Below are 14,560 nucleotides of genomic sequence, written 5' to 3'. Positions count from 1 at the left end.
GGGCTACAGCACTTTTAAAGTTTTAGAGGAATGAACATGAGCAACGTCGACCACGCCGAAATCGCCAAATTCGAAGCCCTGGCCCATCGCTGGTGGGACCGCGAAAGCGAATTCAAACCGCTGCACGACATCAACCCGCTGCGGGTCAACTGGATTGACGAGCGGGTCAATCTGGCCGGCAAGAAAGTCCTCGATGTCGGTTGCGGCGGCGGCATCCTCAGCGAAGCCATGGCCCAGCGAGGCGCCACTGTAATGGGCATCGACATGGGCGAAGCGCCATTGGCGGTCGCGCAACTGCATCAGCTGGAATCCGGCGTCAGCGTCGAGTACCGCCAGATCACCGCCGAAGCCCTCGCCGAAGAAATGCCGGAGCAGTTCGACGTGGTCACCTGCCTGGAAATGCTTGAGCACGTGCCGGATCCGTCGTCGGTGATCCGCGCCTGTTTCCGCATGGTCAAGCCGGGCGGCCAGGTGTTCTTCTCGACCATCAACCGCAACCCGAAGGCCTACCTGTTCGCCATCGTCGGCGCCGAATACATCATGAAGTTGCTGCCGCGCGGTACCCACGACTTCAAGAAATTCATCCGCCCGTCCGAGCTGGGTGCCTGGAGCCGCATGGCCGGCCTGACCGTCAAGGACATCATCGGCCTGACCTACAACCCGCTGACCAAGCACTACAAGCTGGCCAACGACGTTGACGTCAACTACATGATCCAGACCCTGCGCGAGGAATAAGCTGATGGCGATCAGAGCAGTTCTCTTCGACATGGACGGCACCCTGCTCGACACGGCGCCGGACTTCATCGCCATCTGCCAGGCCATGCGCGCGGACCGCGGCTTGCCACCGATGAACGACAAGCACATCCGCGACGAGATCTCCGGTGGCGCCAAGGCCATGGTTGCGGTGACGTTCTCGATGGACCCGGAATCGCCGGGCTTCGAAGAACTTCGCCTGGAGTTCCTCGAGCGCTATCTGGTCGGCTGCGCCGTGCACAGCAAGCTGTTCGACGGCATGGGCGAACTGCTGGCCGATATCGAAAAGGCCAATCTGATCTGGGGCGTGGTGACCAACAAGCCACTGCGCTTCGCCGAGCCGATCATGCAGCAACTGGGATTGGCTAAGCGTTCGGCCTTGCTGATCTGCCCGGATCACGTGAAGAACAGCAAGCCGGATCCGGAACCGTTGATCCTCGCCTGCAAAATGCTTGATCTGGATCCGTCGACGGTTCTGTTTGTCGGTGATGATCTGCGTGATATCGAATCGGGGCGCGATGCCGGTACGAAAACGGCGGCGGTGACGTTTGGTTATATCCACCCGGACGACAACCCGCGGCATTGGGGTGCGGACGTGGTGGTGGATCATCCGTCGGAGTTGCGCAAGGTGCTCGATAGCGCGCTTTGCAGTTGCTGAGACCTGACGCAGAGCGTCATTGGCTGCATTTCCACGCAGAGCGTGGGAACGATCTGACTTGATGAGGTTTTTATGTTTGATTATTCCGCTCGTCCCGAATTACTCAAGGATCGGGTCATTCTGGTCACCGGTGCCGGTCGTGGCATTGGCGCGGCGGCCGCGAAAACCTACGCCGCCCATGGTGCAACCGTGTTGCTGCTGGGCAAGACCGAAGCCAATCTGACGCAGGTTTACGACGAGATCGAAGCCGCGGGCTACCCGCAACCGGCGGTGATTCCATTCAACCTCGAAACCGCCCTGCCCCATCAGTACGATGAGCTGGCGGCGATGATCGAGAACGAGTTCGGCCACCTCGACGGTTTGCTGCACAACGCTTCGATCATCGGCCCACGCACGCCGATCGAGCAGTTGTCCGGCGAAAACTTCATGCGCGTCATGCAGGTCAACGTCAACGCCATGTTCATGCTGACCCAAACCCTGCTGCCGCTGCTCAAGCTGTCGCAAGATGCTTCTGTGGTGTTCACCTCCAGCAGCGTCGGTCGCAAGGGTCGTGCGTACTGGGGCGCTTATGGCGTGTCGAAGTTCGCCACCGAAGGCCTGATGCAAACCCTGGCCGATGAACTCGACGGCGTCGCCCCGGTACGCTCCAACAGCATCAACCCGGGCGGCACGCGTACCAGCATGCGCGCGCAGGCGTATCCGGGGGAGAACCCGCTGAACAATCCGACACCGGAGGAGATCATGCCGGTCTACCTGTACCTGATGGGGCCGGACAGCACGGGCATCAATGGCCAGGCCTTCAACGCGCAGTAACTGCCATACGTCGCTTTTGTTGCCGCGGCAGATTCCTGTCGCGGCATGTATTTGCCGCTGACGACAGTCATATTCCAGTCAAAATTCCAGCACACTCTCCCCCCTTGATCTGCCAACTTATTGATTCCAAACGGTTTAAATAAAAGCGAACCGAATGGCACGACTTTCGCTCTAAATTCCTTCAAAGCATGCCGTGTGAAGGCAGTGGGGCAAGGCCGATTTCGATAGCTGACTAATCGTCTTCAGGCAGACTAAACTTACGCCAAATGTCCTACGGGACTGATGGATCAGTATGACGCGCAGCCCATAGCCGCTCTCACCCAGCCTGTAAGACAGACTTACTGCTTTAGGGGCTCACGCCATATGAAATCACCCTCCCAGACCAATGCAATTGACTTTGACAGTGCCAAATTGCAACGCCTGGGCTTTGGCCAACTGCCTCCCCTCCTGGAGCGACCGGCCAGCCTGGCGCAACTGCGCCAGCAAATGAGCCTGCAACTGCAAACCAGCCTCGAACCGCAACGCATCCTCGGTCTGTTTTTCCGCGAAGTTCAGCGTCTTGTGCCGCTGGACGCGCTCAGCTACGTACACCAGGGCAGCGACTTGCGCCTGGAGTTCGGCACTCGCGGCCACCACTCGATCAGCTATACCCTGAGCCACGAAGGCGAGCATATGGGGGAGCTGGTGTTCCGTCGCAATCAGCGCTTCAACGACAAGGAACAAGGCCAGCTGGAATCGCTGTTGTCGTCCTTGCTGTACCCGATGCGCAATGCCCTGCTTTATCGCGAGGCGACTCAGAGTGCCCTGCGCGATCCGCTGACCGGCGCCGGCAACCGCATCGCCATGGAGCAGACCCTGCAGCGGGAAATCGATATGTCCCGCCGGCATCAACAACCGTTGTCGCTGCTGATGCTCGATATCGACCACTTCAAACGGGTCAACGACAGCCATGGCCACAGCGCCGGCGATGACGTGCTTAGAGCCATTGCAGCGACGATCAAGACACAGCTGCGCAACGTCGACATGGTGTTCCGTTACGGTGGCGAAGAGTTTCTGGTGCTGCTGTCCAATACCAGCCGGGAAGCGGCCGCAATGGTCGGCGAACGGCTGCGTTATGCGACGCAGGCGGCCGAATACTATGCAGATGGGCAGTTGATTGAATTGACGGTGAGCCTGGGCTGTTCGACGTTATTGCCGGGCGAATCGGTCGACAGCTTGCTGCGTCGCGCCGACAGTGCGTTGTATGTGGCCAAGCGCGAGGGTCGTAACCGCCTGGCGATGGCGGGCTAAGCTGTTCAACCAAGACAAAACAGTGTGGGAGCGAGCCTGCTCGCGAAAGCGGTGAATCAGTCAAAGCAATGCTGACTGACATGACCCCTTCGCGAGCAGGCTCGCTCCCACATTGGTTTTGCGTGAAGCTGAAATCAGCTCTCGACTACAGCTCTGCGCTCTCGGTTGACCAACAAGCGTTCCGACGTCTCCAGTTGCATGCAACGTTCCAGAAACAGATACATGTAGTCGTAACTCTTGCAGACGGCCTGACGCAGCTCGGCCTGCAACGACTTGCTCGGGTTCATCCCGGCCAGGGTGCAGATGATTTCCAGCGCTTCCCAAGGGTGGGCATCGTCGTACTGGGCATGCATCTTCAGCCACTTCATCGCGCGCTTGCGATCCTCTTCAGGAAACGCTGCGGCGTATACGCCTGTGGAGCAGACCAGCGCCGACCACTCCCCGGTCGCGCCTTCGATGGCATAGTTGGTGGCGGCGATGGCCACAATCAACGAATCGGCTGAGCTGGTGTGCCAGCACCAATGACTCAAGGCGTGCAACTCGGGCGGCACATGCTGGGCCTGAAGGTCTTCCAGACTGACACCATGTGCGCGACTCCAGTGCACCCAATAATCCGCATGATTGAGTTCAACGCGGATATTGCGCATCAGCCAGCGCCGCGCCATGTCTTCGCCCGGATGCCGGGCAAATTTGGTTTTGGTGAGATTCTGCGCCATGTACAACGCAAACTGCTCAACCACCGGCCAGCCCCCGATCAGGTACTGACGCATGGTTCTGGCGCTGAGCTTGTTATCACGCATGCGCAGGTAAAGTTCATGTTCGACAACCCGGCGCTTGCTCTCGCTGCAATCCGCAATGAGCTGTTGTGCCCAGGCAGGATAACTTGCAGCTTCCATGAGTGGTCCGGTTCGGTTGAAAGTGTCGATCACTGTTCGGCTCCTTTTGATTTGTGATTGTAAGGATCGGCGAGAGACTTCAACGGAACGTGCCAGGCGCTTTGAATAACAGCGGTTGCGGTCTGGCGGGCCGACTTTGCAAACTGTCGCAGGTAAACAACTGTGGGCGTTCTATAACATAACCCTGAGCATAATCCACACCGATTTCAAGCAAGGCCTGCTCGATCTGGGTTGTTTCAACAAACTCGGCAATTGTCTTCTTACCCATGACATGCCCGATGTGATTGATCACTTCGACCATTGCGCGGTTAATCGGGTCGTCCAGCATATCCTTTACGAAACTCCCGTCGATCTTCAGGAAGTCTACAGGCAAATGTTTCAGATAAGCGAATGAAGACATTCCGGCACAAAAGTCATCTAAGGAGAAATAGCAACCTAAGCCCTTGAGTTCATTGATAAATCTTATTGCACTACCCAAATTTGAAATTGCACTGGTTTCTGTAATTTCAAAACAAATCATTTCAGGCGGTATTGCGTAGTTAACAAACTGTTCTCGCAGAAAGTGCAAAAACGCGTCATCTCCTATAGTAATGCCTGACAGATTAATCGCACACATTGCTAATGGCTGTTGATGTTCTTGCGCAATACATTGAGCAATAACCTTAAATACGTTCTGAACTACCCAACGATCCAATTGACTCATCAAACCATAACGCTCGGCCGCGGGAATGAAACTGTCCGGCAAAATCATACGCCCGGCTTCATCATGCAGACGCAGGAGAATCTCCACGTGCCCGCCCTTGTTGCTACCCGGCTTGAGTGGTGTGATTTCCTGGGCGTAGAGGCAAAAGCGGTTTTCTTCCAGCGCCATGTGCAGACGTTGCACCCAGGCCATCTCACCGAAGCGCAGCGACAGCTCGGAATCGTCAGCGTGGTAGACCTGCACACGGTTGCGACCCTTTTCCTTGGCCATGTAACAGGCCATATCGGCGGCGCGCAATGAGGCTTCGAGGGTGGTCGGGATTTGTGCGATATGCACCAGACCAATGCTCACTGTGGTCAGGAACGGCCGCCCTTTCCAGACAAAATGCAGGTTCTGCACTGTATGGCGCAGCGCTTCGGCGATTTTCTCCGCCGCCTCCGGCGCGCAGTTCTCCAGCAATATGCCGAACTCATCACCGCCGAGTCGCGCCAGCGTATCGCCCTCGCGCAGTCCCGATTGCAACAGCGTGCAAATGTGTCGCAACAGCTCATCACCGGCGGCGTGGCCACAGGTGTCGTTGACCAGTTTGAATTGATCGAGATCGAGGAACATCAGCGCATGCCGCCCGGCATGGCGCGTGAGTTTGTGCAGCGCCTGTTCCAGGCGATATTCGAACTCGCGACGGTTGGCCAGCCCGGTCAGCGCGTCGTGGGTGGCCTGCCACGACAGATTGGCGATGTATTGCCGCTCTTGGGTCATGTCGTGTAACACCAGCACCGTGCCACTGACCTTGCCGGCATTGCGGATCGGCGCGCCAACCAGCGTCACTGACAACGTAGTGCCATCGAGGCGCTGGATCAGTTTCGAATGCTCGCTGCCGCCACTGAGCTTGCCACTGAGGATGTGCTCGATCAGGGTCAGCCCCTCGGACTGGGCGTTGTCGTCGAGCAGATTGAACAACGCCGCCAGCGGCAGGCCCGCCGCCTGTTCGGCCTTCCAGTGGGTCATGGCTTCGGCGGCCGGGTTCATGTAATCGATGGCGCCACTGACGTCGGTGGTGATGACGCCATCACCGATCGAATGCAAGGTGACGTGCGCCCGATCCTTCTCCAGTTGCAACGCCTCGGCAAAGGCATGACGCTGCCTGAGCAATTTGTGCGTGCGCCACAGGGCCAGCACGATCAGCCCCAGTGCCGTGGCCAGATTGGTTAACAGCAGCAGCCGCAGAATCATCCGCGAGCCTTCGCCTAACGCATCGCTGAAGGCTTTCGCGGCCGGGGTCACGCCATTGTTGATGGCAAAAATCCGCGCCTTCCAGCGCTGGATATCGGCGCTGCTGGCACTGTTCTGCGCAATGCTGCGGTGCATCTCCTGCGCCACATCATGCAGCTCGACCAGATAAGCGTCACCGACCGTCCAGCGGTCAATTGCGGTTTCCAGATAACTGAAATGGCGGAAGTTGAGGTACAGCCAGATCAGGCTGGAAACGTCGTCCGGGTGGTTGCCCCCCTTGAGAATGCCTTCGCGCGCCGCGGCCAGATCCGGTGGCTGATGATCCAGCGCCAGGCGCAACTGGTGCCCGCCTTGCGGCACGGAAATCGCGTCTCGATATTTAAGAAAGATCGCCTCGTCGCGGCTGTCAGCGTAGAGATTAAGATAATAAATCGCGTCTTTCTGGCCCTTGGACCAGAGGCTTTCACCGGCGACGTAACCGCGAACCGCCGAGAGCACGTAAAGACTCACGCCGCCCAATAACGCTTGAAACAACACGACGGCAATAAATGGCCAGACGATGCCCAACAACCGTGGCGTTCCGAGAGTCCGCTTTTGCTTCATGAGATCCCTTGCGCAATTACTGCCAGATGAACACCGGAAAATCCCGCTCCTGACAGCTCAGCCTAGGCCAATTTTCGCCAAGTCAAAGGGACAGTCTGTCCGTCCTCTGGGTCGATTGTGCAAAGGGTGGGTCTGTGCGCGCGTTCCGAGAGTTTTTATTCAATGCAATTCAAGCACTAAGCACAGAAACCGGGACGAAACTCAAGGGCGCTGGATCTGCTGCAGGTGACCATAAAGCTTGGCGTACAGACCGCCGTCGGCAATCAACTGCTGATGATCGCCGTCTTCAGCGACCTGACCACCATCGAACACCAGCACGCGATCGGCCTGTTTCACCGCCGACAGTCGGTGGGCAATGATCAGCGTGGTACGGCCATTGAGGAAGCGCGCCATGGCCTGATGCAGGTTGTACTCGGTGGCGGCGTCGAGGGCCGAGGTGGCTTCGTCGAGGATGACGACTTTCGGCTCGGCGAGGATCATCCGCGCGATGGCCAGCCGTTGCCGCTGTCCGCCCGACAGACGCACGCCGGAGCGGCCAACGATACTGTCCAGGCCATTGGGCAAGGCGCGGATGGTCGCTTCGAGCTGAGCGATTTCCAGCGCCTGCCAGCACGCCTCGTCACTGCGGGTGCGGCCCATGGTCAGGTTGGCGCGCACCGTGTCGTTAAACAGCGCCGGGTGCTGCAACACCACCGCGACGTTTTCGCGAACCGTTTCCAGGCCAATTTCCTGCTGGGTCGAGCCGCCGAAGCGAATGGTCCCGGACAGTGGTGTATAGAGCCCGAGCAGCAACTGTACGAGGGTGCTTTTACCGCCGCCACTGGCGCCGACAATCGCGACTTTTTCACCGGGGGCAATCGACAGATTCAACTGATCCAGCACCAGTTCATCGCCGTAGCCGAAGCTCAGGCCCTGCACCTGAATGCCAACGGTGTCACGGCCCTTGAACGGATCAACACCGCCGGGGTATTGCGGCTCATCGGCGCGTGCCAGCAGTTCGTTGATCCGCGCCAGCGCCCCGCCCGCCGCGTAATAGGCGTATTGCAGGTTGAGCAGTTGTTCGACCGGGCCGATCATGAACCACAGGTAACTGAACACCGCGAGCATCTGGCCGATCGACAGGTCGGAGAACAACACCGTGAGCATCGCCGCGGCGCGGAAGATGTCGATGCCGAACTGGAACAGCAAACCGCTGGCACGGTTGGAAGCGTCGGTTTTCCACTGCGAATTGACCGCGTAGTTGCGCACCTCCTGGGCGCGCAGGCCGAGTCGCCCGAGGAAGAACCCCTGACGGTTGCCGGCACGGATTTCCTGAATCGCATCGAGGGTTTCGCTCAACGCCTGGGTGAAGCGCGAGGTGCTGTCGTTCTCGAGTTTCTTCAGGTGTTTGACGCGTTTGCCCAACTGCACCGTGGCGTAGATCACCAGCGGGTTGAACAGCAGAATCAGCAGCGCCAGTTTCCAGTGCATCCACATCAGGATGCTCGCAGTGCCGACCAGCGTCAGCATCGCCACCAGAAAGCGGCTGAGGGTTTCGCCGACGAATTTGTCGAGGGTATCCAGGTCGGTGACCAGGTGCGTCGTCACCGTGCCGCTACCGAGGCTTTCGTATTCACCGAGGGAAATGCGTTTGAGGCGCTCGATCAAGCGCACGCGAATGCGATAAACGATGTCTTTGGCCAAACGCGCAAACAGGCGCGACTGCAACACGCCAAAGCACAGCGAGCTGCAACGCAGGGTCAGGGTGACCACCAGCATCAGGCCGATGTAACCCGCCGCTTGCTGCCACATGCTCGGCAGCACATGGTTCATGAGCTTCAGTGCGGCATCGCCATGGCCGAGCAGGACTTCGTCCACCAGCAGCGGTAGCAACAACGGAATCGGCACGCTGCACAGCGTCGCCAGCACGGCCACACCGTTGGCGATCCACAGGGATTTTTTGTGCGTCAGTGCCAGTCGCCGGACTTCTGCCCAGCTCAGCCGGTCGACACGCTTTACGGCTGGCGTGTCATCGGCCAGATCAGACACAGGCCGCACGCTCCAGCCAGCGGCCGAGCAATGGCGACAGCTCGCTGAGCGGTTGGTAGCCGTTGGTCAGCAGCGCCAATTGACCGTTTCGCTCGGCGAGCAGGGTCGGGAAGCCGGCGATGCCCAGATCCTGCACCCAACTGAAATCGGCCTGAGTCGCTTTGTGCTGGTCGGCATGATCGAACAACGCAGCGAATTCGATACGCGGCACGCCAGCCTGCTCTGCCAGTTCAACCAAAATACTGGCCTGGGTGACATCGCGACCTTCAACGTAAAACGCCTGCTGGATCAGTCCGACCAGCTTCCACGCGCAATCCGGTGCCAGGCTGCGCGCGGTGACGATTGCCCGACAGGCCGGTTCGGTGTCATAGACGAAACCGTCAGGCAACGCTCCTTCAAACTTGAACGGTTGACCCGTGGCCTCGGTGACCGCTTGCCAGTGTTCAAGAATGTAGCGACGCGTGGTCGGCTCCAGCGCCGAACCACTGCCGGTGCGCAGACCACCGACCACCAGATGCAACTCGACCCCGGCTGCTTGCGCCTGCTCGACCAATGCCTTGGCCACCGGAGCAAAACCCCAGCACCAGGAACACATCGGATCCATCACATAGAGCAGGCGCGCAGACATGGTTAAGCCTCGGTGGATGCTTGCTTGTAGTTGTAGCCGATCGGGTGCGGCTGATTGCGCGCCTTGGCCAGCTCGATCTGTTTCTGCCGATCGATGGCGCTGCGGCGGGTTTTCTCGCTCAGTGTGTCCCAGCAATGCGGGCAGCTGATGCCGGCCACGTAATGCTCGGAAGCGCGATCCTCGACGCTGACCGGGGTGCGGCAGGCATGACATTGATCGTAGTCGCCTTCGCTGAGGTCGTGGCGCACGGTCACGCGGTTGTCGAACACGAAGCAGTCGCCCTGCCACTTGGTTTCTTCCTGCGGTACCTCTTCGAGGTACTTCAGGATGCCACCCTTAAGGTGGTAAACCTCTTCGAAGCCCTCGCCGAGCATGTAGCTCGAGGCCTTCTCGCAGCGAATGCCACCGGTGCAGAACATCGCGACCTTCTTGTGCACGGCCGGATCGAAGTGTTCTTTGATGTAATCGGGAAATTCGCGAAAACTGGTGGTTTTCGGATCGATGGCGCCTTCGAAGGTACCGATCGACACTTCGTAGTCGTTGCGCGTGTCGATCAACAGCACTTCCGGGTCGCTGATCAACGCGTTCCAGTCTTGCGGATCAACGTAAGTGCCGACCTTTTTGTTCGGGTCAACGCCTTCGACACCGAGGGTGACGATCTCTTTCTTCAGCTTGACCTTGGTGCGATAGAACGGCTGCTCGTCGCAGTACGATTCCTTGTGGTCGATGTCGACCATGCGCGGATCGTTCTTGAGCCAGGCGAGCAGGCCGTCGATGCCTTCGCGCGTGCCGGACACCGTGCCGTTGATGCCTTCTTCGGCGATCAGCAGGGTGCCTTTGATCTGGTTGTCGACCATCGCTTGCAGCAGGGGCTCGCGCAGGTCAACGTAATCTTCGAGGGTGACGAACTTATACAGTGCCGCCACGACAATCGGTTGTGTCATGGGTATTTCTCCAGGTGGCTACCCTCGCAAAGGGTGAACCGGATTCAAAAAAAAACGCGCCGGGTGAGCGGCGCGTTGCGGATTCTAGCAAAAAACCGAAGCTTAATGCTTGCTGCCGCCAGCACAGGTCGGCGACGCCGGGGCGGCGCCAATCTCTGCCCATTCCTGCGGGGTGTAGGTGTGCAGCGCCAACGCATGGAACTCGCCCATCAGCTCGCCGAGCGTGCCGTAGACTTTCTGGTGGCGCTTGACCCGGTTCAGGCCGTCGAACTGCGCGCTGACCACCACTGCCTTGAAGTGGGTCTGCAACCCGCGACTGTGCATGTGGCTTTCATCCAGCACCTGCAGGTGTTCAGGCTGAAGCAGGGCCAGCGTCGATTCGATGCGTTGTTGCATGGTCATCACGAACTCCGCTTACTTCTTCTTGGCCGGCGCAGCAGCGCCTTTCGGGTCCAGCTCTTTGGTCATGTCGTCGAGCAGCTTGTTGACGACAGGCACGGCGCTTTCCAGTTTGGCCTGGGTCATCTGGGCCGATTGCTGGGTCAGCTGCGGCATTTTTTCCAGGACTTTCTTGCCCAGTGGCGACTTGTAGAACGCAACAAGGTCTTTCAGCTCGGATTCGCTGAAGTTGCTGGTGTAGAGCTTGACCATGTCAGGCTTGAGCTTGTTCCAGCCGATGGCCTGGTCCAGCGCGGCGTTGGCCTTGGCCTGGTAGGTTTCCAGTACGGCTTTCTTGGCTTCCGGGGCTTTGGTCTGTTCGAAACGCTGAGCGAACATTTGCTGCACTTGCATGTACACCGGAGTGCCCAGCTTGTCAGCGTGCGCCAGGGTCAGGAAAGCTTCAGCACTGGCGTTGTGGCTGGCGGTATCGGCAAGCACCTGGCCGCTGGCGCAAACCAGTGCAACCGCGGTGCAGATGGCACGAAGACGAGTCATCGAGTTTCCTTTTCAGCTAGGCGAGGTAAAACCCCAAGGGCGACCATTCTGCGCCTAAAAAACCTCGTGGCTCAACCCCCGAGCCTTGCCGCGCTTGATTGGCGCAGTTTACCGGTCAACAATCGGATCGATGGAACCACCTGGGCCTGACCGGGCCTAAACTGCGCAAACAGACCAACAGGAGTGTGCACGATGAGCCGTATCGAAACCGACAGCCTGGGCCAGATCGAAGTCCCGGACGACGCCTACTGGGGTGCTCAGACGCAACGCTCGCTGATCAACTTCGCCATTGGTCAGGAACGCATGCCGCTGCCGGTCCTGCATGCCCTGGCCCTGATCAAGAAAGCCGCCGCCCGGGTCAACGACCGCAACGGCGATCTGCCCGCCGACATTGCCCGCCTGATCGAACAGGCTGCCGACGAAGTCCTCGACGGCCAGCACGACGACCAGTTTCCGCTGGTGGTCTGGCAGACCGGCAGCGGCACCCAGAGCAACATGAACGTCAACGAAGTGATCGCCGGTCGCGCCAATGAGCTGGCCGGCAACCCGCGCGGCGGCAAGACGCCAGTGCACCCGAACGATCACGTCAACCGCTCGCAAAGCTCCAACGACTGCTTCCCGACCGCTATGAGCATCGCCACTGCACAAGCGGTGCAGGAACAACTGCTGCCGGCGATCGCCGAGCTGTCCGGTGGTCTCGCCGAACTGGCGGCGCGACACATGAAACTGGTGAAGACCGGTCGCACGCACATGATGGATGCGACGCCGATCACCTTTGGCCAGGAGCTGTCCGGATTCATAGCGCAGCTGGATTACGCCGAACGCGCGATCCGCGCCGCATTGCCGGCGGTGTGTGAACTGGCTCAGGGCGGCACCGCGGTCGGCACCGGGCTGAATTCGCCGCACGGTTTTGGTGAGGCGATTGCCGCAGAGCTGGCGGCGCTGTCCGGTCTGCCATTCGTCACTGCGCCGAACAAGTTTGCCGCCCTCGCCGGCCACGAACCGCTGACCAGCCTGTCCGGCGCGTTGAAAACCCTCGCCGTAGCGCTGATGAAAATCGCCAACGACCTGCGTCTGCTTGGCTCAGGCCCCCGCGCAGGTTTTGCCGAAGTGCGGCTGCCGGCGAATGAGCCGGGCAGTTCGATCATGCCGGGCAAGGTCAATCCGACCCAGTGCGAAGCGCTGTCGATGCTCGCCTGTCAGGTATTGGGCAACGACGTGACCATCGGCATCGCCGCCAGTCAGGGTCACTTGCAGTTGAACGTGTTCAAACCGGTGATCATCCACAACCTGCTGCAATCGATCCGCCTGCTTGCCGATGGTTGCAGCAACTTCCAGCAGCACTGCATCGCCGGGCTGGAACCGGATGCCGAGGTCATGGCCCGACATCTTGAACGTGGGCTGATGCTGGTGACGGCACTGAATCCACACATCGGTTATGACAAGTCGGCGGAGATCGCCAAGAAGGCTTACAGCGAGGGTTTGACCTTGCGTGAGGCGGCGTTGGCGTTGGGCTATCTGACCGATGAAGAGTTCGATGCCTGGGTGCGGCCGGAGAACATGATCGAGGCTGGCGCCAAGGGTTAAAAGCAAAAGATCGCAGCCTGCGGCAACTCCTACAGGGTGGAATGCATTCCAATGCAGGAGCTGCCGCAGGCTGCGATCTTTTGATCTTCAGGCCATACGCATCCGCCGCGCCTTCAACCCGGCAATCAACGACGGCCCCAACGCCACCAGCGCCGAGCCCAGCACCACCAGCACCGCCCCGCCATACCCGAGCCCGTTGATTTGCTCGGCATGCACGTACTCAGGCCAGATCCGCGCCGCAATTGCCACCGCAGCAAAGGTCACCAACGGCGTGATCGCCAACGTCGCACTGACCCGCGACGCCTCCCAATGCGCCAGCGCTTCAGCGAACGCGCCATAGGCAATCAAGGTGTTCATGCAGCATGCCAGCAGCAGCCAGCCCTGCAGCGGACTCAGGTTCAGCGCTTCGAGCGGATGCACCCACGGCGTCAGCAACAGTGCGCAGAAGAGGTAGATCACCATCATCACCTGCAACGAATTCCACACCGTCAGCAATTGCTTCTGGCCCAGTGCATAGAAGGTCCACACCGTCGACGCCAACAGCACCAGCAACACCCCGGCGGTGTAATCCGACAACGAAGTCAGCAGCTCAGCCAGCCGTTGATTGAAGAACAGCACAAAACCGATCAACAACACCGCCAGACCAATCCCCTGCCCGATGCTGAAACGCTCCTTGAACACAAACAGACTGGCGATCAGCAACATGATCGGCCCCATCTGCACGACCAATTGCGCGGTACCGGGGCTGAGCAGGTTGAGGCCCATCAGGTACAACACATAGTTGCCGACCAGCCCGAGCACGGCCATCAGCACCAGCCAGCCGCCCTTGGGGCCCAGCACTTTGCGACTGGGCAGACGCTTCACCGCCGCCAGATAGATGAACAGACAGCCTCCGGACACCAGCAGACGAAACCAGGTCACCGTGACCGGGTCCATCACCAGCAGCACCTGTTTGAGCTTGATCGGCAGGATGCCCCAGAGAAACGCGGTCAGCAGCGCCAGGAACAGACCGTAGACCCAGCGACCGGATGAAATGTGCATGGAAACCCCAAAGCCTGCTGACAAGTGCGCTCATTCTAGGCGCGCTGCCCGGCGCAACACAGGGACAGTTGGGGCCAGGCCGCGAATGAAACTGTGCAGGTCGCAGCAGTAAATTGACGCCGCGCCGTTGATCGGCCGGGCGGGCGTGCCAAGTGCTTCAGGCATAAGCTCATTGAATGCCTTTCAGCGTTTCAGCCAAGGAGACCGATCATGTTAGGAATGCGCGCTCAGGATCCAGCCCCGGCTACGCACTTTCGCAGCGACCGGCTGTGCCGGGTCAATGGCGAACTGTATTTCAATACTCGGGAGAATACCCAAGAGGGGCCGTTCGACAGCCCCGAGAAGGCTGAGCTGGAAATAAAGGCTTATATCGCGCGGATGCAACTTCTAGATTCCAACCGCTAAGCGGTGTTGATCCAATCGCTGGCAAGCCAGCTCCCACAGGAT

The 14,560-nt window shown here is 59.3% G+C and carries 14 protein-coding genes; 6 read left to right on the top strand and 8 right to left on the bottom strand.

The features are described 5' to 3' along the window. Positions 1–36: 36 nt before the first annotated feature. From ubiG to QZR14_RS18145, 4 genes are all read left to right on the top strand, one after another. Complete coding sequence (gene ubiG / locus QZR14_RS18160; RefSeq protein ID WP_025113081.1) at positions 37–735, top strand: bifunctional 2-polyprenyl-6-hydroxyphenol methylase/3-demethylubiquinol 3-O-methyltransferase UbiG; 699 nt, start codon at positions 37–39, stop codon at positions 733–735. A 4-nt stretch (positions 736–739) separates the two neighbouring features. Further along, positions 740–1,411 (top strand): N-acetylmuramic acid 6-phosphate phosphatase MupP, encoded by a 672-nt coding sequence (mupP, locus tag QZR14_RS18155; RefSeq protein ID WP_250606024.1) that lies wholly within the window; start codon positions 740–742, stop codon positions 1,409–1,411. A gap of 72 nt (positions 1,412–1,483) precedes the next feature. Further along, on the top strand, positions 1,484–2,224 hold the full coding sequence (locus tag QZR14_RS18150; protein WP_311997308.1) for a YciK family oxidoreductase: 741 nt from the start codon (positions 1,484–1,486) through the stop codon (positions 2,222–2,224). Positions 2,225–2,587: 363 nt separating this feature from the next. Beyond that, a complete protein-coding gene (locus QZR14_RS18145) occupies positions 2,588–3,514 on the top strand; it encodes a GGDEF domain-containing protein (protein ID WP_311997307.1) in 927 nt (308 codons plus the stop codon). Between the two features lie 134 nt (positions 3,515–3,648). Here the strand turns inward: QZR14_RS18145 and QZR14_RS18140 are convergent, their stop codons facing one another. From QZR14_RS18140 to QZR14_RS18110, 7 genes are all read right to left on the bottom strand, one after another. After that, positions 3,649–4,410 (bottom strand): TenA family transcriptional regulator, encoded by a 762-nt coding sequence (locus QZR14_RS18140; protein WP_442967411.1) that lies wholly within the window; start codon positions 4,408–4,410, stop codon positions 3,649–3,651. Positions 4,411–4,489: 79 nt separating this feature from the next. Further along, a complete protein-coding gene (locus tag QZR14_RS18135; RefSeq protein ID WP_311997305.1) occupies positions 4,490–6,949 on the bottom strand; it encodes an EAL domain-containing protein in 2,460 nt (819 codons plus the stop codon). A gap of 201 nt (positions 6,950–7,150) precedes the next feature. Further along, positions 7,151–8,977 (bottom strand): ABC transporter ATP-binding protein, encoded by a 1,827-nt coding sequence (locus tag QZR14_RS18130; RefSeq protein ID WP_311997304.1) that lies wholly within the window; start codon positions 8,975–8,977, stop codon positions 7,151–7,153. Beyond that, positions 8,970–9,605: a DsbA family protein gene (locus QZR14_RS18125; RefSeq protein ID WP_311997303.1), complete on the bottom strand. Its 636-nt coding sequence runs from the start codon at positions 9,603–9,605 to the stop codon at positions 8,970–8,972. The genes QZR14_RS18130 and QZR14_RS18125 overlap by 8 nt, the downstream gene beginning before the upstream one ends. Positions 9,606–9,607: 2 nt before the next feature. Then, positions 9,608–10,549, bottom strand: coding sequence for an oxygen-dependent tRNA uridine(34) hydroxylase TrhO (gene trhO / locus QZR14_RS18120; protein WP_123453140.1), 942 nt, complete (start codon positions 10,547–10,549; stop codon positions 9,608–9,610). Between the two features lie 102 nt (positions 10,550–10,651). Then, a complete protein-coding gene (locus tag QZR14_RS18115) occupies positions 10,652–10,951 on the bottom strand; it encodes a BolA family protein (protein WP_007908388.1) in 300 nt (99 codons plus the stop codon). Positions 10,952–10,963: 12 nt separating this feature from the next. After that, positions 10,964–11,485, bottom strand: coding sequence for a DUF2059 domain-containing protein (locus tag QZR14_RS18110; RefSeq protein ID WP_095120531.1), 522 nt, complete (start codon positions 11,483–11,485; stop codon positions 10,964–10,966). A 192-nt stretch (positions 11,486–11,677) separates the two neighbouring features. On the opposite strand from QZR14_RS18110, the gene QZR14_RS18105 reads away from it, so the two are divergent. Continuing rightward, entirely contained in the window at positions 11,678–13,072 is a 1,395-nt protein-coding gene (locus tag QZR14_RS18105) for a class II fumarate hydratase (RefSeq protein ID WP_007908383.1), read from the top strand. 87 nt (positions 13,073–13,159) lie between these two features. Here QZR14_RS18105 and QZR14_RS18100 read toward each other — a convergent pair whose 3' ends face one another. Continuing rightward, a complete protein-coding gene (locus QZR14_RS18100) occupies positions 13,160–14,113 on the bottom strand; it encodes a DMT family transporter (protein ID WP_250606016.1) in 954 nt (317 codons plus the stop codon). A gap of 210 nt (positions 14,114–14,323) precedes the next feature. Here QZR14_RS18100 and QZR14_RS18095 point away from each other — a divergent pair, with 210 nt between their 5' ends. Further along, on the top strand, positions 14,324–14,518 hold the full coding sequence (locus tag QZR14_RS18095; protein ID WP_311997302.1) for a DUF6316 family protein: 195 nt from the start codon (positions 14,324–14,326) through the stop codon (positions 14,516–14,518). Positions 14,519–14,560: the final 42 nt, after the last annotated feature.

Source organism: Pseudomonas sp. rhizo66 (assembly GCF_031931925.1).
Classification (GTDB): Bacteria; Pseudomonadota; Gammaproteobacteria; order Pseudomonadales; family Pseudomonadaceae; genus Aquipseudomonas.
This window is presented reverse-complemented; position numbering and strand designations above follow the sequence as displayed.